19 protein-coding genes are annotated in these 22,499 nt (G+C 76.3%); 7 read left to right on the top strand and 12 right to left on the bottom strand.

Annotated features, from left to right (window positions below; all coding sequences use genetic code 11):
- Positions 1-49 precede the first annotated feature (49 nt).
- From GMA12_RS12070 to GMA12_RS12105, 8 genes are read right to left on the bottom strand one after another with little or no spacing between them, the layout of a single operon-like run.
- Entirely contained in the window at positions 50-1,060 is a 1,011-nt protein-coding gene (locus GMA12_RS12070) for a glycosyltransferase family 9 protein (RefSeq protein ID WP_370831399.1), read from the bottom strand.
- Entirely contained in the window at positions 1,050-2,456 is a 1,407-nt protein-coding gene (locus GMA12_RS12075; RefSeq protein ID WP_156269752.1) for a PfkB family carbohydrate kinase, read from the bottom strand. The genes GMA12_RS12070 and GMA12_RS12075 overlap by 11 nt, the downstream gene beginning before the upstream one ends.
- Positions 2,453-4,312, bottom strand: a complete 1,860-nt coding sequence (locus tag GMA12_RS18980; protein WP_156269753.1) for a glycosyltransferase — start codon at positions 4,310-4,312, stop codon at positions 2,453-2,455. The genes GMA12_RS12075 and GMA12_RS18980 overlap by 4 nt, the downstream gene beginning before the upstream one ends.
- Positions 4,309-5,268 (bottom strand): glycosyltransferase, encoded by a 960-nt coding sequence (locus GMA12_RS12085; RefSeq protein WP_156269754.1) that lies wholly within the window; start codon positions 5,266-5,268, stop codon positions 4,309-4,311. Before GMA12_RS12085 ends, GMA12_RS18980 begins: the two co-directional genes overlap by 4 nt.
- Positions 5,256-6,365: a glycosyltransferase family 9 protein gene (locus GMA12_RS12090; protein WP_162459779.1), complete on the bottom strand. Its 1,110-nt coding sequence runs from the start codon at positions 6,363-6,365 to the stop codon at positions 5,256-5,258. The genes GMA12_RS12085 and GMA12_RS12090 overlap by 13 nt, the downstream gene beginning before the upstream one ends.
- Positions 6,366-6,367: 2 nt before the next feature.
- Positions 6,368-7,996, bottom strand: coding sequence for an HAD-IIIA family hydrolase (locus GMA12_RS12095; protein ID WP_156269756.1), 1,629 nt, complete (start codon positions 7,994-7,996; stop codon positions 6,368-6,370).
- On the bottom strand, positions 7,993-9,630 hold the full coding sequence (locus GMA12_RS12100; protein WP_156269757.1) for a carbamoyltransferase family protein: 1,638 nt from the start codon (positions 9,628-9,630) through the stop codon (positions 7,993-7,995). Before GMA12_RS12100 ends, GMA12_RS12095 begins: the two co-directional genes overlap by 4 nt.
- 49 nt (positions 9,631-9,679) lie before the next feature.
- On the bottom strand, positions 9,680-10,651 hold the full coding sequence (locus tag GMA12_RS12105; RefSeq protein ID WP_156269758.1) for a polysaccharide pyruvyl transferase family protein: 972 nt from the start codon (positions 10,649-10,651) through the stop codon (positions 9,680-9,682).
- 177 nt (positions 10,652-10,828) lie between these two features.
- On the opposite strand from GMA12_RS12105, the gene GMA12_RS19320 reads away from it, so the two are divergent.
- Positions 10,829-10,951: a hypothetical protein gene (locus GMA12_RS19320; RefSeq protein ID WP_276607401.1), complete on the top strand. Its 123-nt coding sequence runs from the start codon at positions 10,829-10,831 to the stop codon at positions 10,949-10,951.
- Positions 10,948-11,220 carry a hypothetical protein gene (locus tag GMA12_RS12110; RefSeq protein WP_156269759.1) on the top strand — a complete coding sequence of 91 codons (273 nt, stop codon included), beginning with the start codon at positions 10,948-10,950 and terminating at the stop codon, positions 11,218-11,220. The genes GMA12_RS19320 and GMA12_RS12110 overlap by 4 nt, the downstream gene beginning before the upstream one ends.
- A 10-nt stretch (positions 11,221-11,230) precedes the next feature.
- Here the strand turns inward: GMA12_RS12110 and GMA12_RS12115 are convergent, their stop codons facing one another.
- Both GMA12_RS12115 and GMA12_RS12120 read right to left on the bottom strand, forming a co-directional pair.
- Positions 11,231-12,010 carry a cytochrome c oxidase assembly protein gene (locus GMA12_RS12115; protein ID WP_162459780.1) on the bottom strand — a complete coding sequence of 260 codons (780 nt, stop codon included), beginning with the start codon at positions 12,008-12,010 and terminating at the stop codon, positions 11,231-11,233.
- Entirely contained in the window at positions 12,007-12,507 is a 501-nt protein-coding gene (locus tag GMA12_RS12120; protein ID WP_156269761.1) for a DUF2243 domain-containing protein, read from the bottom strand. The genes GMA12_RS12115 and GMA12_RS12120 overlap by 4 nt, the downstream gene beginning before the upstream one ends.
- A gap of 100 nt (positions 12,508-12,607) precedes the next feature.
- Here GMA12_RS12120 and pepN point away from each other — a divergent pair, with 100 nt between their 5' ends.
- On the top strand, positions 12,608-15,220 hold the full coding sequence (gene pepN / locus GMA12_RS12125) for an aminopeptidase N (RefSeq protein WP_170301049.1): 2,613 nt from the start codon (positions 12,608-12,610) through the stop codon (positions 15,218-15,220).
- Between the two features lie 87 nt (positions 15,221-15,307).
- Positions 15,308-16,282: a hypothetical protein gene (locus GMA12_RS12130; RefSeq protein ID WP_156269763.1), complete on the top strand. Its 975-nt coding sequence runs from the start codon at positions 15,308-15,310 to the stop codon at positions 16,280-16,282.
- A gap of 137 nt (positions 16,283-16,419) precedes the next feature.
- On the opposite strand, the gene GMA12_RS12135 is transcribed toward GMA12_RS12130, so the two are convergent.
- Together GMA12_RS12135 and GMA12_RS12140 are read right to left on the bottom strand one after the other, a co-directional pair.
- Complete coding sequence (locus GMA12_RS12135; protein WP_156269764.1) at positions 16,420-16,623, bottom strand: hypothetical protein; 204 nt, start codon at positions 16,621-16,623, stop codon at positions 16,420-16,422.
- Between the two features lie 66 nt (positions 16,624-16,689).
- A complete protein-coding gene (locus tag GMA12_RS12140) occupies positions 16,690-18,108 on the bottom strand; it encodes a hypothetical protein (RefSeq protein WP_156269765.1) in 1,419 nt (472 codons plus the stop codon).
- A gap of 202 nt (positions 18,109-18,310) precedes the next feature.
- Here GMA12_RS12140 and GMA12_RS12145 point away from each other — a divergent pair, with 202 nt between their 5' ends.
- The 3 genes from GMA12_RS12145 (at position 18,311) to GMA12_RS12155 (ending at position 22,372) form a co-directional block, all read left to right on the top strand.
- Positions 18,311-19,468, top strand: coding sequence for a hypothetical protein (locus tag GMA12_RS12145; RefSeq protein WP_156269766.1), 1,158 nt, complete (start codon positions 18,311-18,313; stop codon positions 19,466-19,468).
- A complete protein-coding gene (locus GMA12_RS12150) occupies positions 19,465-21,147 on the top strand; it encodes an ABC1 kinase family protein (protein WP_156269767.1) in 1,683 nt (560 codons plus the stop codon). Before GMA12_RS12145 ends, GMA12_RS12150 begins: the two co-directional genes overlap by 4 nt.
- 271 nt (positions 21,148-21,418) lie before the next feature.
- A complete protein-coding gene (locus GMA12_RS12155) occupies positions 21,419-22,372 on the top strand; it encodes a PLL family lectin (RefSeq protein WP_156269768.1) in 954 nt (317 codons plus the stop codon).
- Positions 22,373-22,499 lie beyond the last annotated feature (127 nt).

Consider the following 22,499-nt stretch of genomic DNA (forward strand, 5'->3'; position numbering starts at 1 on the left):
GGTGCTCCTCTGGATCGACAAGGGGTGGTGGGGCCGGCGCCGGCCGGGCTCAGGGGCGGGCGGCGGCCAGCTGGGTCCGGGCCGCGGCCAGGACCTCGTCCGGGGTGACGGCGGCGAGGCGCTCGTCGAGCTCCGCCGCGTGCGGGTCGCCCCAGGCCGGCGCGGACGGGTCGCCGTGCCACAGGACGGTGTGCAGCCCGGGGTCCACGGCGGGGCCCCACCACGCGGGCGGGGTCGGGCCGAACAGCACCACGGAGCGCACGGCCAGTGCGGTGGCCACGTGCGCCACGCCGGTGTCCGTGCTCAGCACCGCGGCGCTGTCCCCGACGGCCGCGGCCAGCCCGGCCAGGCTCAGGGTGCCGCAGCGGTCCTCGGCGCCGTCCACGCCGTCCACCACGGCGGCGGCGAGCTCGGACTCGGCCGGGGAGCCGGTGACGACGACCCGGTGGCCGTCGGCGACGAGCGCCCGGGCGACCTCCCGCCAGCGCGCGGCGGGCCAGCGGCGGGAGCCGGAGGCGGCGCCCGGGTGGATGATCACGGGGGCCCCGGCGGGCGCGGGGCGGTGGGGGCGCAGGAGCAGGTCCTCCGGCCCGCAGGGGCCGCCGGCCTCGCTCAGCAGGCGGCACCAGCGGTGCACCTCGTGCTCGTCCCGCCGCCAGGCCGGGCCGGGATGCCTGGCCTCCGGGGCGGCGAACCCGACGAGCCGCTCGGGCCCGGAGGCCAGGAGCAGCTCGTGGCTGCGCGGGCCGCGCCCGTGCAGGTTCACGGCCACGTGCCCGCCGCGCACCGGCGGCAGCGGGACCAGCCCGGACTGGGGCAGCACTCCGTCGACGACGCCCAGCTCGGCCATCCACGAGCCCAGGGGCTCCGGGGCGGCGAGCACGATCCGGTGGCCGGGCAGCATCCGGCGCACGCCGCGCAGCGGGGCCACCGCGGTCAGCGTGTCCCCGAGGCCCAGCGCCCGCAGCACGAGCACGTCCCCGGACCCGATCGTGGCCGGATCCACGGTCCACCGCTCCGGTGCGGGACGGTCCTGCGCGGTGGCCGGCTCAGCCCTCACGGCCGGCCTTCTGCAGGATGGCCGTGGTGGAGCGCCCCGAGAGGTAGGGCAGCACGGTGACCCGCCCGCCCCAGCCGCGCACGTCGGCGGCCTCGGGCAGCTGCTCGGGGGTGTAGTCCCCGCCCTTGACCCACACGTCGGGGCGGAGCAGGTTCAGGGCGGCGCGGGGGTCGTCCTCGTCGAAGACCACGACCGCGTCGACGCTGCGCAGCGCGCCCAGCACGCGGGCGCGGTCGGCCTCGCCGACCACCGGCCGGCCCGGTCCCTTGAGCCGGCGCACGGAGTCGTCGGCGTTCAGCAGCACCACGAGGGCGTCGCCGAGGCGGCGCGCGGCGTCCAGGGAGGCGATGTGCCCGGCGTGCAGCACGTCGAAGCAGCCGCCGGTGGCGACCACGGTCCCGCCGCGCCCGCGCACCTCGCTCAGCAGCTCCTGCACCTCCCGGGGCAGCCGCTCGGCGCCCGGGTGCAGGGCCGGGCGGGCGTGCACCCCGGCGGCGCGGCGGGTGCGGTAGGTGGCCGCGCCGCCGGCGGCGACCCACTGGCCCGCGGCCTCGACGGCGGTCTCCACGGCCGCGGTCACGTGGGCGCCGCCGCCCAGCGCCAGCGCCGCCGCGGAGGCGAACCGGTCCCCCGCGCCGCAGGGGTCGGTGTTCTGCACCGGCGCCGCCGGCACCAGCTCCACGCCGGTGGCCGTGGCCAGGTACGCGCCGTCCGCCCCGGCCGTAACGGCCACGGCGGAGGCGGCCCAGTGCCGGCGCAGCCCGCCGGCGAGGTCCCGGGGCGTGCCCGGGGCGCCGAGGGCGGCCGCGGCCTCGGCGGCGTTGGGGGTGACGAGGGTGCAGCCCGGCACCGGGGCGCCGCCGCGCGGGTGCGGGTCCCACACGACCACGCCGGTGCGGGCGTGCTCCTCGAGCGCCGCCCGCACGGCGGGGTCGGTGGTGGTGCCTCCCCCGTAGTCGGAGACCAGGACGGCGTCGGCCTCCGCCAGGACGGCGGCGACCTGCGCGGTGGTGACGCCGACCGGGGTGCCGGGCCCGCCCTCGTCCACGCGCACGAGGGTCTGGCCCGCGCTGCGGACGCGGGTCTTGGTGCGGGTCCCGCCCTCGTGGCCGAGCCGCTCCAGGCGGACGTCCCCGAGCGCGTCGGCCAGCTGCCGGCCGGCGTCGTCCTCGGCCACCGGCGCCAGCAGCGTCACCGTCACCCGGGCCGGGACGGCCCCGACCGCCGGGGGCTCCGCGCACAGCAGGGCGGCCAGGCCGGCCCCGCCCGGGCTGGCGAAGACGGCGTCCACGTCCACCACCGGGACCGGGGCGTCGGGGCTGAGCCGGGTCGAGGTGCCGGCCACGTCCCGGTCCAGCAGGGCGTCGCCGACCACCACGATGCGTGCCGCGCTCATGCGACCCCCGCCCGCACGGCGTCGCGCGCCGCGAGCTCGCCGGTCCGCTCGTCCCCGCGCGGTGGCTCCTCCTCGGTGGGGACGAGCCGGGCGTCGACCGCCGCGCACACGGCGTGCAGCAGCATCAGGTGCACCTCCTGGATCACCGAGGTGCTGGCGGCGGGCACCGTGAGGCACTCGTCCGCCCGCTCGGTCAGCGGGTTGGGTCCCGGGCCGGTGAGCGCCCAGACGTGCATCCCCTGCTCGCGCGCCCGCTCGGCGGCGGCCAGCACGTTGGGGCTGCGCCCGCTGGTGGAGAGCACGACCAGGACGTCCCCGGGACGCCCGTGCGCGCCCACCTGGCGGGCGAAGACCTCCTCCGCGCCGTAGTCGTTGACGATCGCGGTGAGGCTGGAGGTCTCGGCGGACAGGCACAGGGCCGACAGCGGGCGGCGCTCGTCGACGAAGCGGCCCACCAGTTCGGCGGTGAAGTGCTGGGCCTCCGCGGCGCTGCCGCCGTTGCCGGCGGCGAGCACGCGCCCGCCGTCGGTGAGCAGCCCGGCCAGGCGGGCGCCCCAGCGGTCCACCACGTCGGCGTGCCGGGCGGCCTCGCGGGCCGCGACGGCGAGCTCGTGCGCATGCGTCTCCAGCCACAGCTCGGTCTGCTCGCGCAACGGCGGGTGCTCGCGCCGGTGGCGCTCGAGCACCCGGGCGTAGGAGCGCTCCGTCTCCTCCGCGACCCGCTCCCAGCCGAAGAGCCGTTCGACGCGATCGCGGCCGGCGCGGCCCATCCGGGCGGCCAGCTCGGGGTCCTCCAGCAGGGCGCGCAGGGCCGCGGCGGTGCCGGCGACGTCGCGCGGGGGCACGTGCAGGCCGGTCACGCCGTCCTCCACGCTGTCGAGCAGTCCGCCCACGGCGGTGCCGACCACGGGGCGGGCGCAGGCCATCGCCTCGAGCGGGACCATGCCGAAGGGCTCGTACCAGGGGGTGCAGGCCACGACGTCCGCGGTGGCCAGCAGGGCGGCGGTGTCGTCGTGGTCCACGCGGCCGAGCAGCTCCAGGCGGCCGTCCACGCCGAGCTCGCGGGCCAGGGCGCGCAGCCGCAGGGCCTCGGGGTCGCGGTCGAGGTCGGCGCGGTCCGGGCCGCCCGCCACGACGAGCTCCGCCTCGGGCAGCTCGGCCAGGGCCCGCACGACGACGTCGACGCCCTTGCGCTCCACCAGCCGGCCGAGGGCCACGATCCGGGGCCGGCGCCGGCCTGGAGGCCGCGGGGCCGGGGCGAAGGCGTCCAGGTCCACGCCGCAGGGCACAACGTCGATCCGGGAGTCGTCCCCGCCCAGGGCGAGCAGCTCCGCGCGCTCGTCCCGGCAGGTCGCCAGGACCAGGTCCGCCGCGGCGATGATCTCGTTCTCCGCCGCGAGCCGGCCGACCGGGCTGGTGTCCGCCGCGCCCTGGTGCCGGCGCTTGACGGCGCCGAGGGCGTGGAAGGTCTGCACCACCGGGATCTGCAGGGCCTCGGCGGCCCGGCGGGCGGCGATCCCGGACATCCAGAAGTGCGCGTGCACGAGGTCGGGGGCGCCGGTGCGCGCCCAGTCCCGAGCGAGCCAGCGGCCGAACTCGTCCATGTACGGGGCGAGGTCGTCCTTGGGCAGCGGGCTCGGGGGCCCGGCCGGGACGTGCACCACGCGCGCGCCGGGGGCGAGCTCCACGACGTCGGGGAGCCGCACGGCGTCTCGCCGCGTGTAGACGACGACCTCGTGGCCGCGGCGGGCCAGGCCCGTGGCGAGGGCGGCCACGTAGACGTTCTGCCCCCCGGCGTCGACCCCGCCGAGTGCGGCCAGGGGGCTGGCGTGCTCGGACACCATTGCGATTCTCATGCTGTCACCTTCTCCAGGATGCGGTCCCAGTCCGCGAGGAAGCGGTCCAGACCGTAGTGTCTCAGGGCGTGCTCGCGGGCGGCGGTGCCCGCGGCGGCCGCCGCGTCGGGGTCGTTCAGCCAGTGCCGGGCCTGCGCGGCGAGGGCCTCCGGGTCGTTGGAGAGCAGCCCCGCCCCCGGCGGCACCGCGCGCGGCGCCTCGGTGGTCGAGAGCCCGAGCACCGGCATGCCGATGGTCATGGCCTCGAGCAGCGCCAGCCCCAGGCTCGTCCACCGGTAGGGGTGGAAGTAGGCCCGGTGCTCGCCGAGGGCCCCGTGCAGCTTCTCCTGAGGATAGTTCTCGTGCAACCGCCCGGCCATGTGGGGCGCGTGCTCGGCCAACTGGTCCATGCCCATCCCGTACACGTCCACCGGCAGCTCCCGCGCCAGGGCGGTCAGCAGGTCGGTGCCCGCGATCCTCCCGCGCCGGACGGGCTCGTTGACCACGGCCGCGAGGCTCGCGGTGCGCCCGGTGTAGAGCGGGCCGGGGTCGAGGATGCCGTGCTCCACCACCTCGGTGGGCGCCTGCCCGTTGTCCCACATCATCCGGTTGAAGTGCGTCACGTGCACCACGGGGATGTCGGAGCGCTCCGCCAGCGGGTGGCGGGTGGCCACGGCGGGCCCGCGCGGGGTGTCGTGCTCCACGTAGACGGCCGGGAGGTCGGTCCCGGCCCGACGCCCGGTCCAGCGCTCGAGGAGCTCGAGCTCGTGCGGGCGCTGGAGCACCACGACGTCGATGTCGGCGTCGGCCAGCTCCGCCGGGCCGAGCTCCACGGCGGAGGCGGGCCAGTCCCAGGTGCGGGCCCGGCCCCGGCCGTCGGGGCCGCGGTCCTCGACCACGGGCAGCAGACAGGTGTGGGGGCCGTGGACGAACGAGGTGGTCCACGAACCGTGGACGTGCCAGATCAGGACGCGCATCGGGGTCCTCCTTCCGGTGCGGGAACAGGGGCGGGGGCGCCCGCGGGGCGGCGCACGAGGTCCTCGACGGCGGCGAGCACGGCCGCGGGCGGGACCTCCGACAGGCACGGGTGCCCGGGGACGGGGCAGTCGCGGGCCCGGGAGCCGCGGCAGGCCGCGGTCTGGTCCCCGAGCAGCACGACCGGCACCCCGTAGGGGGCCCACCGCTCGGGCGGGACCACCGGGGAGAAGAGGGACACGACCGGGGTGCCCACGGCCGCGGCGAGGTGGGCGGGGCCCGTGTTGCCGACGACGACGCAGGCCGCGGCGTCCAGCACGGCGGCCAGGCCCGCCAGGTCCGTGCGGGCGGCGAGGTCCAGCACGGCGCCCCCGGGCACCGCGCGCAGCGCCGCGGCCCGGGTCGCCGCGGTGAGCTCGCGCTCCCCCGGCCCGCCGGTGAGGACCACGGTGTGCCCCGCGGCCGCGAGACCGGCCGCCAGGGACCCGGCGTGCTCGGGGGTCAGACCGCGGGAGGGGACGGAGGCGCCCGGGTGCAGCACCACGTGTCCCCCGCCGGGGACGGCGGCCGCGAGCTCCGGCGGCAGCGGGGGCAGCGGGCGGCGCACGGCCAGGCGCAGCTCGTCCCCCGTGGCCGGCGGCGCGCCGGCGGCGACGGCGAGCTCCACGGCCGCCTCGACCTCGTGCCCGCCGCCGGGCGGGTCGGCGCGGCGGTGCCGGACGTCGAGCAGGGACCCCGGGTAGTCCTCGCTGGTGGCCACCACCCGGGGGATCCCGGCGAGGCGGGCGAGCAGCGCCATGGGCAGGGGGCTCTGGTGGAAGGACGTGAAGATCACGGCGAGGTCGTAGCCGCGGGCGGCGAGCTCCGCGACGAGGCCGAGGGTGGCCTCCGGGTCCACCGGCGGCGGCCGGAAGCCCGACCAGGGCGCCGCGTGCTCGAGGACGTGCTCCACGTCCGGCAGCAGCCGGGCCGCGGCCGCCCCGGAGGGCGAGGCCAGCAGGTCCACCGGGCTCCCGGTCCGGGCCAGTGCCCGGATCGCGGGGCCGGTCAGCAGGACGTCCCCGTCCGAGTCGAGGCGGACGGCGAGGATGCGGCCCACGCTCAGCCCCGGGCCCCGGCCGGCACGGCCGGGCGGTCGGTCGGAGCACCCAGCACGGAGGCGACCGCCTCGGTCAGGGTGGCGGCCACCGCGGGGGCGGCGGCGACCTCCTCCTCGCGGGTCACGGGCGTGGGCACCAGCACGGAGCGGGCCCCGGCGGCCTGGGCGGCCTCGACGTCGGCGCCGATGTCACCGATCAGCACGCACTCGCCGGGGTCCACGCCCAGCTCCGCGGCGGCGGCGAGCACCATGCCGGGGCTCGGCTTGCGGCACGCGCAGCGGTCCTCGGGGGCGTGCGGGCACAGCTGCCAGGTGTCGAACGGGCCGAGCAGCTCGGCCACCCGGGCGTTGACGGCGTCGACCTGCGCGCGGGTGAGCAGGCCGCGGCCGATGCCGGACTGGTTGGAGACCACGCCCACGGCCAGCCCGGCCGCGCGCACGGCGGCCACGGCCTCCTGCGCCCCAGGCACCAGCTCCACCTTCGCCGGGTCGCCGTTGTAGGGCACGTCGTGCACGAGGGTGCCGTCCCGGTCGAAGAGCACCGCCCGCACCGGGACCGGCCACGGGCCGGTGCCCCGGTGCCGCCACCGGCCGCGCAGCTTGTGCCGCACGGCGGCCACGGGGATCGCGGCGCTGGTGCGGGCCATGCGGCTGAGCTCGGGCAGGAACTCGGGGTCCCCGGGCCGCGGGCCCGGGCCCATGCGCAGCATCAGGAACCGGCCGGTGAGCCAGCTCCAGGCCGCGGCGCCGGTGCCGGCCGCGGCCACGGCGGTGCGGGCGCCCGAGCGCCGGCCGAGGGCCGCGGCCCCGGCGGCCGCTGCGGCCCCGGCGGCGGTGACCCCCAGGGCGCCGACGGTGGCGACGTGCCAGGCGAAGCCGCCGCGGGGCGCCTCGGCCGCGACGCGCCAGTCCGGCCCGTGCAGCCGGCGCATCAGGGCGTCGTCGGCGTTGCCGGCCTGCACGCGCAGGCTCACCAGGTCGTCGGCCGGGCGCACCGGGTGGGTGATCCGCCGTTCGCCGCGCACGAGCTGCCAGCCCGCCCGGCGCACGCGCAGGGCGAGGTCGGCGTCCTCGCGGTAGGCGCGCGGGAACCGCTCGTCGAAGCCGGAGACGGCCTCCAGGGCCGCCACGCGGTAGGCCATGTCGGCGGTGGCCCAGTCGGCGTCCTCGAGGGAGGCGGTGTTGCGCTCCCAGTCCGTGGGCCGGCGGGTGTCCGGCAGCGGCACGTCGATGCGGCCCTGGGTCGCGCCGATCTCCGGTCCGCACGCGGCGAGGTCCTCGGCCAGGCGCTGCGCCCAGCCGGCGGGCAGCTCGACGTCGTCGTCGAGGAACGCGATCCACTCGGCGCCCGAGCGCCGGGCGGCGCGCCAGCCGCGGTTGCGGGCCGCGGCGGGTCCCCGCCCGTAGCCGCGCACGGTGCGCACGGTCCAGGCGACGGTGTCCGGGACGCTCAGCCGCAGCGGCGCCACGTCCCCGCGGCGGTCGTCGACCACGACGACCTCCAGCGGGCCGGGGTGGCGGGCGTCGACGTCCTGGGCGGCGAGGGTGTCCAGCAGCCACTGCAGGGTGGGCCGGCCCACCGAGGGGATGACGACGGCGTAGGTGGCGGGCTCGGTGGGCGCCGGCGTCATCGGGCCTCCTGGAAGAAGGAGGCGCGGCGGACCAGGTGCGGGCCCAGCACGAGCGCGGCCACGGGGGCGGAGCCGAAGAGCTCGAGGGCGTCGCGGGGGTCGTCGACCATGGGGCGGCCGGCGGTGTTGAGCGAGGTGTTCACGACGACGGGCACGCCCGTGCGCTCGTCGAAGGCCCGCAGAAGCGCCGCGATCCCGGCGTTGTCCTCGTCCGTGACGGTCTGGATGCGCGCGGTGCCGTCCACGTGGGTGACCGTGGGGATCTTCTCCCGCCACTCCGGGGCCACGTCGTGCACGAAGAGCATGAACGGGCTGGGCATCGGCCCGCCGCTGAAGATCTCGGCGGCGCGCTCCTCGAGCACCATGGGCGCCACGGGGCGGAACTGCTCCCGGCCCTTGACGTCGTTGAGCCGCTCGAGGTTGTCCGGGTGCATCGGGTTGGCGATCAGGGACCGGCGGCCCAGGGCGCGGGGACCGAACTCGCTGCGGCCGTCGAACCAGGCGACGACCCCGTTGTCCGCGAGGACGTCGGCGACCTCCCCGGCGAGGTCCTCGGGCGTGGTGAAGGGCACCTGGGCGGTGCGCAGCCACTGCGCGAGCTCCTCGCCGGACCAGCTGCGCCCGAGGGCGGCGGTGGGCTGCGGCTCCCCGAGGTCACCGGCCTCCTGGGCCAGGTGCAGGGCGGCGCCGAGGGCGGTGCCGGAGTCGCCGGAGGCGGGCTGGACCCAGACCTCCTCGAAGGGGGTGTCCCGCCAGATGCGGGAGTTGGCCACGCAGTTCAGGGCGGTGCCGCCGGCCATGGTGAGCACCCGGTCGCCGGTCTGCCCGTGCAGCCAGGTGGCGAGGTCCACCAGGACCTCCTCGACCACGGCCTGCACGGAGGCGGCGAGGTCGGCGTGGTCGCCGCCCCAGGTGCCGTCGTCGATCCGGCGGGGGGCGAAGCGGGTCCAGTCCGGGGCCTGGGCGGTGAACCCGCCGTCGCCGGTGGCGCGGACGATCTCGCGCAGCTCGGGCAGGAAGCGGGGCTCGCCGTAGGAGGCCAGGGCCATGACCTTGAACTCGTCGGAGGAGCGCAGGAAGCCGAGGTGGTCGGTGAGGGACTCGTAGAGCAGGCCCAGGGACTCCGGCAGGGCCTGGCGGTGCAGGATCTCCAGCTCGCCGTCGCGGTAGCGGCCGGCCAGGTGCGAGTGCGCCTCGCCGCGGCCGTCGACCACCAGCACGCTGCTGGTGCGGGAGGGCGCGGCCAGGCCCGCCGACGCCGCGTGGGCGACGTGGTGCTCGACGAAGCGGACCTTGTCCCGATCCAGGCCGGGCAGCGCCTCGGCGAGAAAGCCCGGGGCGCGGCGGGCGTAGTCCACCCGGACCGGGTCGTACGGGTCGTCCGGCATCTCGGCGGCGATCGCCGGGTCGAAGGAGTAGCCGACGGCGTCCAGGTCCGCCGGGGTCAGCCCGGCCTCGGCGAGGCACCAGCGCATCGCCTGCTCGGGCAGCTCCCACGCGGAGAACGGCACGGGCCGCTTGCCGTGCTTGCGCCGGGAGAACCGCTCCTCCTCCGCCGCCGCCACCACTTTGCCGTCCACGACGAGAGCCGCCGCGGGGTCGTGAAAAATCGCGTTGATGCCCAGGTAGTTCATAGTGCGGAGTATTACACAGACTGATCAGGCGGCTGATCTTGGGGGCGTGTCACCGCTGGTGCGCGGGGGTTCCGGCGCTCTCGAGGAGCCCCTCGGAGGCCTCGGCGCCGAGTCGGCCCGCGGGGTCGGGACGGGGCGTGCCGCCCAGCTCCCGGACGAGGTCGTGCAGCTGCTCGGTCCCGCTGGGATCCTTCGCGGAGCGCGCCTGGGCCGCCTTGCGTCCCTCCGCCGAGAGGCACCAGTGCAGCTGCTCCTCGAGGCGGCCGGCACCGAGCTCCTCGGGCCCGACGACGGCCGGCCAGTCCCAGGCCCGCGCCTGGGCCGTGACCTTCCCGCCGCCGGCGACGGGGTCCACGGCCAGGACGGGGACCCCGGCCCGCAGGGCCAGGACGAGACCGTGCATGCGCATGGTCACGACGGCGTCGAGCCGGGCGATGACGGAGCCGACCTGCGCCGCGGTGGCGGGCAGCCGCCAGTCGCGCGGGTCCAGCCGGGTCTCCAGCGGCAGCCGGGCCGCGTCCAGGCCGCCCAGCCAGGCCTCGAGCCCGGCCCGGGTCGTCTCGTGCCGGCGGCGCGCACCGTACTCCTGCTGCCCGGAGGTGAGGTAGACCCCCAGCACGGGCACCGCCTGCGGCACCGGGCGGGCCGCCAGGTCGCGGTGGGCCCCGGCCCCAGGACGGTCGCGGGCGATCACCCGGTGGAACCCGGCGGTCACCGGGTCTCCGGGGTCGAGCACGCTGACCCCCACCGCGATCCGGCGGCAGTGGGCGAAGCGCTCGTGCAGCTCGGCGATCGAGCGGCCGGTGGCCGGCCCGCAGACGAACACGAGGTCGGTGTACCGGCGCGGGTCGGCGTCGTCGAGGCGCAGCCCGCCGGGCGGGCACATCACCGCGCTCCAGGCGACGTCGTGCGGGATGCCGGCCGCGCCGAGGGCGTCGGCGACGGCGTCCATGGCGAGGACGTCACCGGCCGTCGCCTCGCCGTGCAGGACGCTGGACCAACCGACCACGAGTGTGTGCATGTCCCCGAGGCTACCGGGCGGCGGGTCCCCGTCCGGCACACCGCGGAGTGGGGGCGTTCCCTCCCCGGCCCGAGCACGATCGCGCATCCCCCCTGGTCGGAGGCGACGCACCGGTCTAAGCTCGATCTCACGGGTCAAGCAGCCGGCCACGTCATCCCGTTGTGGAAGGAATCCTCCATGGACTCCCAGCTGACCGTCGTCGTGCCGATCGACCCGGTCGCCCGGTGCCGCACCGGAGCCGCCCTCGTCCCCGTCGCCCGGCCCGCCGTCGGCGCCGACCCGCAGGGGGTGGCGGCATGAGCGGCCTCGACACCGTCCCGTCGCCGGCCGGCCCCGCCGCCGGGGGAACGCCCGGGTGCGAGACGTGCCTGGGCCCGGACTGCGCCTTCCCCGCCGAGCTCTCCGCGCTGTCCCTGGTGGAGCTGCAGGTGCTGCACAGCCGGGTCGTGTGCCAGCTCGAACACGAGTACCTGACCGGCCCGGACGGCCCGCACCCGGTCACCCAGGACCGGCACGACGAGCTCGTCGCCGAGCTCGAGGCCCGGGGCGGCTCCGCGCCGGCGGACTGAGCCCGGCCGTTCACGCCGCCGCCGGAGCCGTCCGTGCCCGTCCGGCGGCGTACCACTGGGCGAAGAAGACCACGAGCAGGGCCACGTCCACGGCGTCCCCGCCGTAGTACATGATCTGGGACCCCAGCTGCGCGTCGGCGGCGCCCACCCCGGCGGGCGGATCCCCGTAGAGCCGCTTCGCGAGCACCGCGTGCACGGTCAGGAACCCCACCAGCACCGCCGCGCGCAGGCGGAGGGATCCCCGGTGCGGGTCGGGGTCCACGCCGACGACCGCCGCGGTGAAGAGGTATCCGGCGAGCAGGACGTGGGCGTGCACGGCGGCGTGCACCGGCGCCGAGGAGTGCATGGCGGCGTACAGGCCGGTGCCGTACAGCGCCCAGAGGCCCCCGGCGTTCAGCGCCGCCGCCGGCACCGGGTGGCTCACCACCCGGACCGGACGGCTGCGCAGGAGCCGGCTCAGGGACCGGGCGCCGGCCACGGGCAGCGCCCGCAGCGCCAGGGTCACGGGCGCGCCGAGGACCAGCAGCAGCGGCGCCGCCATCCCCAGGAGCAGGTGCACCACCATGTGGGCGGGGAAGCTGCCGTGGGCGGCGGCGGCCAGGGGGCCCGTCAGGGACACCCCGGCGCAGCCGAGCCCGGCGACCCACAGGACGGTCCGCCGGGCCGGCCACGGGCGGCGGCGCCGCGCCGCCCACAGCGCCGCGGCGTACCCGGCCGCGCCTGCCAGCAGGACGAGCACGGCCGCGGCCTCGACGGCGGCCCAGCCCGGGCCGCCGTGGTGCGGGCTCACCGGGCGGCCCGGACGGGCCGGGCGCGGTGGAGCAGACCCAGCCCCGCCGCGAGCGCGAGCACGGCCGTGCCGATCCAGCTGACGTCGTAGAGCAGCAGGTCCACGTCGTAGCGGATCTGGTGGATCCGGAGCACCTTGTGCAGCACCACGCCGTCGACGAGCTGGAAGCCGCCCAGGCCTATCAGCAGGGCCCCGGCCCAGCGCCCCCAGGACAGGGGCCCGCGGCGCCGCACGTCGGCGAGCAGGAACAGCGAGCCGACGGTCACGAACCAGCCGAAGGCGTGGAAGAGCCCGTCCGAGAACAGCGCGACGCCGGTGGTGGACAGGTCGTAGAAGTGGTGCCAGTGCAGGATGAGGTGGAACACGGCGAGGTCCACCACGGAGGCGGCGATGCCCGCGCCCAGCAGCGCGCCGGCCAGCACGGTGCGGCGGTCCTGCCCGGCGGGACCCACCGGCTCGGGGGCGCGCCCGCTGCGGGCGGCGGGGGCGTCGGCCATGGGGGGCCTCCTGGCGTCGAGGGCGGCGGTCGCCTCCAGCCTAGGCACCGTCAGCCTGCTGTCCAGGGCGGGGCGGCGGCCCGGATGGTTCAATGGCACCGTGCGCAACGACAACCTGACCCGCCGTGAGGCCGCCGACCGCTCCGCGCTGATCACCGTGGAGGACTACGAGGTGCTGCTGGACCTCTCCGCCGCCGAGGACCCGGCGGAGGACTCGTTCGGGTCGGCGACCACGGTGCGCTTCCGCGCCGAGGAGGGCGCGCAGACGTTCCTGGACTTCATCGGTCACTCGGTGGACGCGGTGACGGTCAACGGCCAGGCCCTGGACCCGGACGACGTCGTGGAGGGCTCCCGGATCCGGCTGCCCTCGCTCGCGGCGCGCAACGAGGTCACCGTGGCCGGCCGGGCCCGCTACTCCCGCTCGGGCGAGGGCATGCACCGGTTCGTGGACCCGGCCGACGGGCGCACCTATCTCTACACGCAGTACGAGCCGGCGGACGCCCGCCGGGTCTTCGCCGGCTTCGAGCAGCCCGACCTCAAGGCGTCGTTCCGGTTCACCGTCCTGGCCCCGGAGGGCTGGGAGGTCTCGTCCAACGGGGTGCGGATGGCGGCCTCCCCCGCCCCGGAGGCGGAGCGCGGCGGGGCGCTGCGGCACGAGTTCTCCCCCACCGAGCGGATCTCCACGTACATCACCACCGTCCTGGCCGGTCCCTACCACCGGGTGGCGAGCGAGTGGCGGCACTCCTTCGAGGACGGCAGCCGGATGACCGTGCCGCTGGCCCTGTACTGCCGGGCCTCGCTGGCCGAGCACCTCGACGCCCGCGAGCTGTTCGACCTCACCCGGCAGGGGCTGACGTTCTTCACCGAGCTCTTCGACCACCCGTACCCGTTCGGCAAGTACGAGCAGGCGTTCGTGCCCGAGTACAACCTCGGGGCCATGGAGAACCCGGGGCTGGTCACGTTCACCGAGGAGTACCTGTTCCCGGACGGGGCGACCCGTGCCCAGTTCCAGGGCCGGGCGAACACGCTGATGCACGAGATGTCCCACATGTGGTTCGGGGACCTGGTGACCATGAGCTGGTGGGACGACCTGTGGCTGAAGGAGTCCTTCGCGGAGTTCATGGGCGCCCACGCGTCGGTGCAGGCCACCGACTTCGAGGAGGCGTGGATCGCCTTCGCCGACCGGCGCAAGGCCTGGGCGTACCAGCAGGACCAGCTCCCGACCACGCACCCGGTGGTCGCCGACATCCCGGACCTCGAGGCCGCCCGGCAGAACTTCGACGGCATCACCTACGCCAAGGGCGCGGCGGTGCTCAAGCAGCTCGTCGCGTTCGTGGGCTACGGCCCGTTCGTCGACGCGTGCCGCGCCTACTTCCGCCGCCACGCCTACGGGTCCACCACGCTGGAGGACTTCCTGGCCGTGCTCGAGGAGGCCTCCGGTCGCGATGTGCGCGGATGGGCGGACTCCTGGCTGGCCACCTCGGGGGTCGGCACCCTGAGCCTGGACCTCGCCCGGGACGACGACGGGGTGGTGACCTTCGCCGCGCTGCTGCAGGAGCCCGGCCCCGGGGTGCTGCGGCCGCACCGGCTGCTGCTCGGCGGCTACGAGCGCGGACCCGGGGACGTGCTGGTGCGCACCGGCACGGTCAGCGTGGACCTGCCCGCGGCGGCCTGCGTGGAGGTCCCGGAGCTCGTGGGCTCGACCGCCACGCTGCTGGTGGTCAACGACGAGGACCTGACCTACGCCAAGACCCGCCTGGACCCGCTGTCGCTGACCACGGCGCTGAGCTCCCTGTCCTCCGTGGAGGACGCCATGGCCCGGGCCCAGCTGTGGTCCGGGCTGTGGAACGCCGCCCGCGACGCCGAGCTGGACCCCGGGGACTGGGTGGGGGCCGTCCTGGACCACGGGTTCGCCGAGCCGCAGCCGGGGATGTTCGCCAACGCCGTGGAGCACGCCGTGCAGGCGGTGGAGCGCTTCACCCCGCCGGCGCGGCGGGACCGGCTGCGGGGGCGGCTGCTCGACGTCGCCGTGCGCGAGCTGCGCCGGGCGGACCCCGGCAGCGACCGTCAGCTCGCCCTCGCCCGGCAGACCGCGCGCCTGGCCCGGCGCGACCGCTCCCACGACGGCTGGCTGCGGGACCTGCTCACCGGGGCGGACGCCCTGCCCGGGCTGGCCCTGGGCTCGGAGCTGCGCTGGGCGCTGTGGACGGCGCTGGTGGCCACCGCCCACGGCCCGGACCCGGAGCTGGAGGCCGCCGTGCAGCGGGAGCACACCGCCGACCGCACCCGCACCGGGCAGATCGGGTGGGTCCGCACCCGCGCCGCCCGGCCCACCCCGGAGGCCAAGGCCGAGGCGTGGGAGGCGATCACCGGGGAGGGGCTGTCCAACGACCTGCTGACGGCCACGATCGCCGGGTTCCGGCTCGGCCCGGAGGAGCTTGTGGAGCCCTACCGGGAGCCCTACTTCGCCATGCTGGAGGAGGTCTGGGCGCGCCGGTCCATCGGGATGGCCACCCGCACGGTCGAGGGCCTCTACCCCTCGGACGCCGATCTGGAGCCGGGCCGCGACCCGCGGCACCACCCCGTGGTGGCGCGCACGGCGCTGTGGCTGAACAACCACGCCGGGGCGCCGGCCGCGCTGCGCCGGATCCTGGCCGAGGAGCAGGACCACCTGCTGCGGGCCCTGCGCGCCCAGGCGGCCGCTCGCCCCTGACGGCCCGCCCCGGCCCGTCGCGTCATCAACCGTCCCGGTCCGGCCCGGGCGTTGACACCGCCCGCGCCGGATCCCGACCATGACGGCATGGCAACCGGCACCGGAACCCGGGCAGGACTCGACGTGGAGCTCCTCGTGGACCCCGGCGGGCCCGTCGAGGCGGGCGCGCACCTGGGGGTGGTCGTGCGGGTGCGCGGTACGGCGGACGGGCACGCGGCGGGCGACGGCGCCGTGGTGGAGCTGCTGCGCACGCTGCGCTACGGCTACCGCCGCGGCAACCTCTACGGGGCGGTGCAGACCGCCTGGGCGGAGGACACCGTCACCGTGGACGCCGCCGCCCTCGACGTTGCCGCCCTGGACGCCGTCACGGCGGACCCCGGCGAGCCCGAGGCCCTCCGCGCGGAGCTCACGGTCCCGGCCGGGGCGCCGGGCAGCGCCGAGGGCAAGCTGATCCAGGTCCGCTGGGCGGTGCGGGTCCGGCTGCCGCGCCGAGGGCGCCGCGACGTCGTGCGGGAACGGCCCGTGGAGGTCCGCGCCGGAGCGCGGGAGGGGATCGCCGACGCCCACACGCCGCCGCAGGAGAGCTCGCGGGCCTACGCGGCCATGGACCTCGACCGGCTCTCCTCGCGCACCCTCGTCCCGGGACGCCCGCTGACCGGAACCCTGCGCCTGGCCGCGCTCACCGGCGTGCCCGCCCGCTCCTTCCGCGTCGAGCTCGTCCTGCAGGAGCGCGTGGCGCACGGCCCCGGCGCGGGGGCGGACCCGGCGCGCAGCCCCGCCGACGACGGCCGGGAGGTGGAGACCGTCGTGTCCCGCACGGTGGTCCGCGGCGGGGACATCCCGGGCGGGCAGGTGCGGGAGGTGGCGTTCACGCTGCCGGTGCCGGACCGGCTGCCCGCCCCGACCCTGCGGCTGCCGGGGCTGCGGATCCGGTGGGCCCTGCGCGCGGTGATCGACGTGCCCTGGCGCCCGAACCCCACGCTCACCCTGCCGCTGCACGCCCCGGCCCTCTCGGCGCCGGGCACCGGCAAGGACCCCTCCGCCGGCGGCGCTGCGCTCTGAGGGCGGTTCCACGGACACGCTGATCGGCCATCCCTGGGACAGGGTCCCGCGGGCGGAGGGGCTGCGGAGTCAGGATCTCGACGGGCAGGGACCCGGAGGCCCGCCGCCCGGTGTGCGCTCGGTCCGGCGGCGGCGCCTCAGCCGGCGCGGCGGGCGGCCCGGCGCAGCACGCGCTCCACCGCGCGCTGGGCGTCCTCGTTGGACTTGAAGACCCGCCGGTCCAGGCTCTGACCGAGGGACATCGACGAGTTGCCCATCTGCAGCACGTTCACCTTGGAGTCGTTGGGGCGCGTGCGGCGCGGCTGGGGCTCCTGCGGGCCGGTCCGTGCGTCATAGGCCATGGTGGATCCTTTCCGTGACCTCTCCAGTGTAGGAGGCCACCGTCCCACTGAACAGAGCGCCGCCGGTCACGGCCCGCGCCGCCGCGCCCGGGCGGTGTAGCGGCCGCGGTCCACGGACCGGCGCACCCACCAGGTGCGCACGACCAGCACGAGGGACAGCGCGTGCAGGAGCAGCAGCAGGGCCCAGTAGGCCCCGGCCGCCCCCGGGGTGAAGGGCACCGACGCCGCGCCGGCGAGCATCAGCATGACGAAGGCCTCCAGGTTCAGGGCGTAGCGCAGCGGGCGCATCACCCGCACCGACAGGTCGTGCTCGGGCTGCCGGTTGATCCAGGACAGCAGCACCGCGACCACCGACATCACGATCGACGCCGCCGCGGACGGCACCTGCCAGCCCGGGCCCAGCACCCGGTCGGGCACGGCCGCCACGACGCCCACGAGCAGCAGGACCGCGGTGATCAGGCTCACCGCCACGGACGCGAACGCCGTGATGCCCTGCCGGGCCGGCAGGATCACCATCTCGCAGAAGGCGTCGTCGAACCGGGACGTGGGCCGCAGCGCCAGGTGACCGCGGACGGCGCCGGGCCACCGCTGCACGATCCGGTCCTCGGCGAGGACACGGTCCACCGCCCGGTCCGGGCCCGGGCCGCTCCGGTCGTCCTCGGCGGAGAGGACCGTGAACTCGTGCAGCCGGACCTCCGCGGGCACCGTCAGCTCCAGGTGGAAGCTGCGGCAGGAGGCGAGGTCGTGCAGGCCCACCCGGCCGACCCAGGGCTTCCAGCAGTGCCGCAGCCGGTCCCGCGCCCGCGGCCGGCGGCCGGCGGCGTACTGCTCGTCCATGGCGTACTTGAGCACCAGCCGCCGGCCCGCGAGCTCGGCCGGCAGCGCGAAGGTCAGCAGGAACCCGCGGGCCAGCTGATCGGCCACCGTGGTGAACAGGGCGAAGTCGCCGTCCCAGTTCTCGGCGTCCTCGGCCGAGAGCCGGCCCAGGGCGATCAGCTCGTGCACGACCGCGCGCAGGTGCTCGCAGTGGGCCCAGAACCGGTCGAGGGCGTCCTCCACGAGCAGCTCCGGCACGTGCACGATCGCGGGCACGTGCTGCTCGGCCAGCAGGGCGGCCTCGGCCAGCGGCAGCTGCTCCGGGATGAGCCCGCGCAGCAGCAGCTCGGCGAGCGCCCCGTTGTCCTCGGTGCCGAGCACGGGGGCGGGCTCCCCCTCGCAGACGGCGTCGAAGTTGCGCAGGGGCTGCTTGGCCTGGATGGTGACCGGCACCAGCAGCCGGCCGGCGGCGTCGGCCGGCCACGGGTCGTGGGCGGCGAGGTCCACGTCGAGGGAGACCTTCCGCCGGGTGACGCCGTCGGGGCTCATGAGCACGGACTCCACGCGGCGGTGGATCCAGCCGCCGGGGCTGAGGAACAGCGTGCGGAGCACGTCGACGTCCACGGCCGTGCGGGCGGGCTCGGGCGGGGGGACCTGGCCCTGGGGCATCCGCACCTCCTCTCCGGCCCCGGTCCGGCTCTCGTCCCGGGGCGGGCACCGGGGCCCGTCCCGGTGCCCTGATCGGTGTCCTGATCAGTGCTCATTGCACCAGTCGGCCCGGACACCGTAGGGGCCGGGGGATGAACCGGCCGATCCGGGAATCGTGAGAAGCTATTGACGACTTGCCGCCCCAGCTCCACCGAGGGAGACCATGACCGACTACGCGCTCAACGACCGCGGCTCTCTGGAGATCGTCACGGAGAACTTCTACGACACCGAGATCATGCGGGTGTTCGGCGGTCTGTCCTTCGGCAAGCTGCGGACCTGGACGGGCAACGCGGCCCTGGTGCCGGAGCCGGACAACCCCTTCGACCCGCACACGGTCTCGGTGCGGATCGGCCCCAACAAGGTCGGCCACCTCGCCCAGCAGGACGCGCAGCGGTACTGGCCCTACCTGGCCCGGGTGATCGCCTCCGGGTTCACGCCGGTGGCCCCGCTCAAGCTCGACGCCACGGTGCTGCGCCAGGACGGGCAGGCGGAGGTCGACGCGACGGCGCGGCTGTCGATCGCGGCCCCCGACCTGCTGTTCCCGCTCAACACGCCCCCGACGCACGCGACCGTGCTGCCGCAGGGGCCCTCGATCAAGGTCCTGGACGAGCAGGAGTTCGCCGAGTACCTGCACAGCGTGGTGCCGCCGTCGGGCGAGGGCCGGGTGATGCTGACCCTGGAGGCCAACAAGGTCAAGAACCACCACGGGCAGGTCGTGGACACCGTGGACGTGCTCTACGAGCGCCGGCAGGTGGGACGGCTCTCCACCCAGATGTCCCAGCAGTTCATCCCGATCATCAACCACGCGTTCCAGCACGAGCTGCTCACCGCGGTGTGGGGCACGATCCGCGGCTCCGCCTTCGAGGTGTCGATGACCATCCAGGCCGCCCGCCCGGAGGAGATCCCGGCGGAGTGGTTCGAGCGGCTGCCCAACGACGTCCCCGAGCTGCTCCCGCCCGCGGACACCCACCCGGTGCCTGACGCCTACGTCCCGGCCGAGGCCGACCGCTCCCGCAACGCCAAGAAGTGGCGCAAGGGCCTGACCGTGTCCGGGTCGGGGGCCGCCGGCGCCGAGCGCCCGGGGCAGGACGAGGCCGTCTCCGCCCAGCGCTCCTCCGCCCGGCCCCGCTCCGGCGCCGCGGGGCGGGTCGGCGTGGCCGTCTGGGCGCTGCTGGCGGTGACCGTGCTGCTGGCCGGGGTCGGGGCGGTGTTCCTGGGGATCGAGCCGCTGGTCAGCGCGCTGTGCTTCATCGTGGCGGTCGCCACCGGCTTCATGTCCTTCTACCTGGCCCGGATGAGCACCGGAGTGGCCGGCCGATGATCAGCCGCCGCGAACGCTTCCTGCAGATCCTCGAGGTGCTCTCCAAGCACGGCTTCGGCTTCGCCCTCGGCGGGATCAAGGAGGAGTGGCGGGCGCCGCTGGCCCGGGTGCGCCTGATCGACCCGAACAAGCTCTACAGCCAGCCGGTGCACCTGCGGCAGGCCCTCGAGGAGCTCGGTCCCACGTTCGTGAAGCTGGGGCAGCTGGTCTCCACGCGCCCGGACCTCCTGCCGCCGCGCTACGTGCAGGAGCTCACCCGGCTGCAGGACAACTCGCCGCCGGTGCCGCCGGAGCAGATCCGCGCGATGATCGAGTCCGAGCCGGACTCCGCCGCGGAGGAGATCCTCGCCCAGATCGACCCCACCCCGCTGGCCACCGGCTCGATCGGCCAGGCCCACGCGGCCGTCTACCACGGCGTCGACGTCGTCGTGAAGGTGCGCCGTCCCGGCGTCGTCGAGGAGGTCAACCGGGACCTGGAGATCCTCGCGGAGCTCGCCAAGCTGCTGTCCACCTACTGGCCGGCCGTGGAGCACTTCGACCTCGCGGGGCTGGCGGACGAGTTCGCGCAGTCCCTGCGGGACGAGCTGGACTACCTCACGGAGGCCCGCAACGCCCAGCGGATGGCGGAGAACTTCCGGGGCGATCCGCGGGTGCACATCCCGGAGATCTTCTGGGAGGCCTCCACCTCCCGGATCCTCACCATGGAGCGGGTCCGCGGGATCAAGATCAACGACTACCCCGCGCTCGAGGCGGCCGGCCTCGACCGGCACCTGCTGGCCGTGGACTCGACCGAGGCCATCTGCCGGATGATCTTCGAGCACGGCTTCTTCCACGCCGACCCGCACCCGGGCAACCTCTTCGTGGAGGCCGGCGGGCGGATCGGCATCATCGACTTCGGCATGATGGGCACCCTGACCGACGAGTTCCGCGACCACCTGGTCACCCTCATGCTCGGGGTGGTGCAGCAGAACCCCCGGCGCGCGGCGGCCGGGCTGCTCGGCATGACGTCCCAGGAGGAGGACGTCAACAAGCGGGAGCTGGACCGCGACGTGGGGATCCTGCTGCGCCGCTACGCCAACAAGCCGCTGCAGGAGGTGCGGGTGGGCCACCTCATGGGCGACCTCATCGGCCTGCTGCGCCGCTACCGGATGCACCTGCCGCGCGAGTCCGCCCTGTTCCTGCGGATGCTCGTCACGGCCGAGTCCGTGGGCACGGGCCTGGACCCGGACTTCGACCTGGTCACGGTGCTCACCCCCTACGCCCAGCGCTTCGTCCTGCACCGGCTCTCCCCCGAGGTCCTCGTCAAGCGGCTGCGGGACACCGTGGAGGACGCCGTGCAGATGGGCGTGGAGGCCCCGGAGTACCTGCGCCGGCTGATCGTGGTCCTGGAGCGGGGCGGCTTCGACGTGCACCTGCGCGCCGACGAGTTCGAGCCGCTGCTCAAGCGCGGCGAGAAGATCGGCCACCAGGTGATCGCCGGGGCGGTGATCGCCGCGTCCATCAACGGGATGGCCCACATCCTGGCCTCGGACCCGGAGCGGTGGCGCCGGTACCACACGCCGCTCATCGCCGGCGGGGCGACCACCGTGGGCACTCTGACCGGCTACCTGGTGCTCTCCACCAACGTGCCCAAGGTCCGGCGCCTGGCCAACACCATCCGGGTCCGGCGCCGCTTCTGAGCCCGGCCGGCCCGGACGGCCGCCTCCGGGATCACCCACCGGCCGGCGCGCCCGGACGGGCCCCAGCAGGGCGCCGGCCGGGGCCCGGTGAAGTGTCCCGGCGGTAGTCACACCGGGATAACACCGCGGGCCGGATCATGGCCGTGCGACCGGCGGCCCCGGGCCCGCCCCGGCGGACGGACCCGACGTCCCGTCCCGGTCGCGGCCACCGTCCACCGTGGCGGGAGCGCCGTGCCACCGGCCGGCCCCGCCCCGCGTCGAGGAGCACACCATGACCACACGGGACCTTCCGCACGACCGGACCGCTGCCGCAGCCCCCGGCGGCGTCTCACGGAGGAACCTCATCACGGCCGGGGCGGTGCTGGGCGCAGGAGTGGCCCTGGGCCCGGCCCCGGCCAGCTCCGCCGCGACCGTCACCACCACCGCCTGGTCGGGCTGGGAGGACCTGGGCGGGGTCTGCCGGTACGGCACCGGCGTGTCCTCCTGGGCGCGGGGCCGGCTCGACGCCTTCGTCGTCGGCACCGACGAGGCGCTCTACCACAAGTGGTACGAAGACGGCTGGAGCGACTGGGAGGGCCTCGGCGGCCGGCTGAAGTCCAATCCCGCGGCCGTCTCCTGGGGCCGGGACCGGATCGACGTCTGCGGCATCGGCCGCGACAACGCCCTGTGGCACAAGTGGTGGAACGGGCGCCGCTGGAGCAACTGGGAGAGCCTGGGCGGGCGGTGCCGCGGCGGCGTGGGCCTCTCCTCCTGGGGCCGCGACCGGCTGGACTGCTTCGTGCTGGGCACGGACGACGCCCTGTGGCACAAGTGGTGGAACGGGCGCCGCTGGAGCAACTGGGAGAGCCTCGGCGGCCGGCTGCGGTACAACCCCTCCGCGGTGTCCTGGGGCAGGGACCGGATCGACTGCTTCGGCATCGGCACGGACCGGGCCCTGTGGCACAAGTGGTGGAACGGGCGCCGCTGGAGCAACTGGGAGAGCCTCGGCGGCGACTGCCGGGGCGGGACCGGCGCCTCGTCCTGGGCCAGGGGCCGGCTCGACTGCTTCGTGGTCGGCACCGACGACGCCGTGTGGCACCAGTGGTACGACCGCGGCTGGAGCGGCTGGGAGAGCCTCGGCGGGCGGGTCAAGCACAACCCCTCGGCGGTCTCCTGGGCCCGCGACCGGGTCGACGTGTGCGCGATCGGCAGCGACGACCGCCTCTACCACAAGTGGTGGGACTGACTCCTCCTGACCGGCCCGGCCCGGGCCCCGCCCGCGGGGCCCGGGCCGGGCCGGTCGCACTCGATGCGGGGCGCGACATGTCGTTGACTTCCCCCGGGACCGCGGCCCAGCATGGCGGTGAGCCCAC

Origin of the sequence: Kocuria sediminis, assembly GCF_009735315.1 — a bacterium.
GTDB lineage: Bacteria > Actinomycetota > Actinomycetes > Actinomycetales > Micrococcaceae > Kocuria > Kocuria turfanensis.

What these genes read in the sequence shown, in the direction of transcription:
- GMA12_RS12130 (WP_156269763.1), top strand. Translation starts at nt 15,308, where the DNA reads ATGGCAACCGGCACCGGAACCCGGGCAGGACTCGACGTGGAGCTCCTC.
- GMA12_RS12140 (WP_156269765.1), bottom strand. Translation starts at nt 18,108, where the DNA reads ATGCCCCAGGGCCAGGTCCCCCCGCCCGAGCCCGCCCGCACGGCCGTG.
- GMA12_RS12145 (WP_156269766.1), top strand. Translation starts at nt 18,311, where the DNA reads ATGACCGACTACGCGCTCAACGACCGCGGCTCTCTGGAGATCGTCACG.
- GMA12_RS12105 (WP_156269758.1), bottom strand. Translation starts at nt 10,651, where the DNA reads ATGCACACACTCGTGGTCGGTTGGTCCAGCGTCCTGCACGGCGAGGCG.
- GMA12_RS12075 (WP_156269752.1), bottom strand. Translation starts at nt 2,456, where the DNA reads ATGAGCGCGGCACGCATCGTGGTGGTCGGCGACGCCCTGCTGGACCGG.
- GMA12_RS12100 (WP_156269757.1), bottom strand. Translation starts at nt 9,630, where the DNA reads ATGAACTACCTGGGCATCAACGCGATTTTTCACGACCCCGCGGCGGCT.
- GMA12_RS12135 (WP_156269764.1), bottom strand. Translation starts at nt 16,623, where the DNA reads ATGGCCTATGACGCACGGACCGGCCCGCAGGAGCCCCAGCCGCGCCGC.
- GMA12_RS19320 (WP_276607401.1), top strand. Translation starts at nt 10,829, where the DNA reads ATGGACTCCCAGCTGACCGTCGTCGTGCCGATCGACCCGGTCGCCCGG.
- GMA12_RS12085 (WP_156269754.1), bottom strand. Translation starts at nt 5,268, where the DNA reads ATGCGCGTCCTGATCTGGCACGTCCACGGTTCGTGGACCACCTCGTTC.
- GMA12_RS12110 (WP_156269759.1), top strand. Translation starts at nt 10,948, where the DNA reads ATGAGCGGCCTCGACACCGTCCCGTCGCCGGCCGGCCCCGCCGCCGGG.
- GMA12_RS18980 (WP_156269753.1), bottom strand. Translation starts at nt 4,312, where the DNA reads ATGAGAATCGCAATGGTGTCCGAGCACGCCAGCCCCCTGGCCGCACTC.
- GMA12_RS12150 (WP_156269767.1), top strand. Translation starts at nt 19,465, where the DNA reads ATGATCAGCCGCCGCGAACGCTTCCTGCAGATCCTCGAGGTGCTCTCC.
- GMA12_RS12155 (WP_156269768.1), top strand. Translation starts at nt 21,419, where the DNA reads ATGACCACACGGGACCTTCCGCACGACCGGACCGCTGCCGCAGCCCCC.
- GMA12_RS12120 (WP_156269761.1), bottom strand. Translation starts at nt 12,507, where the DNA reads ATGGCCGACGCCCCCGCCGCCCGCAGCGGGCGCGCCCCCGAGCCGGTG.
- GMA12_RS12095 (WP_156269756.1), bottom strand. Translation starts at nt 7,996, where the DNA reads ATGACGCCGGCGCCCACCGAGCCCGCCACCTACGCCGTCGTCATCCCC.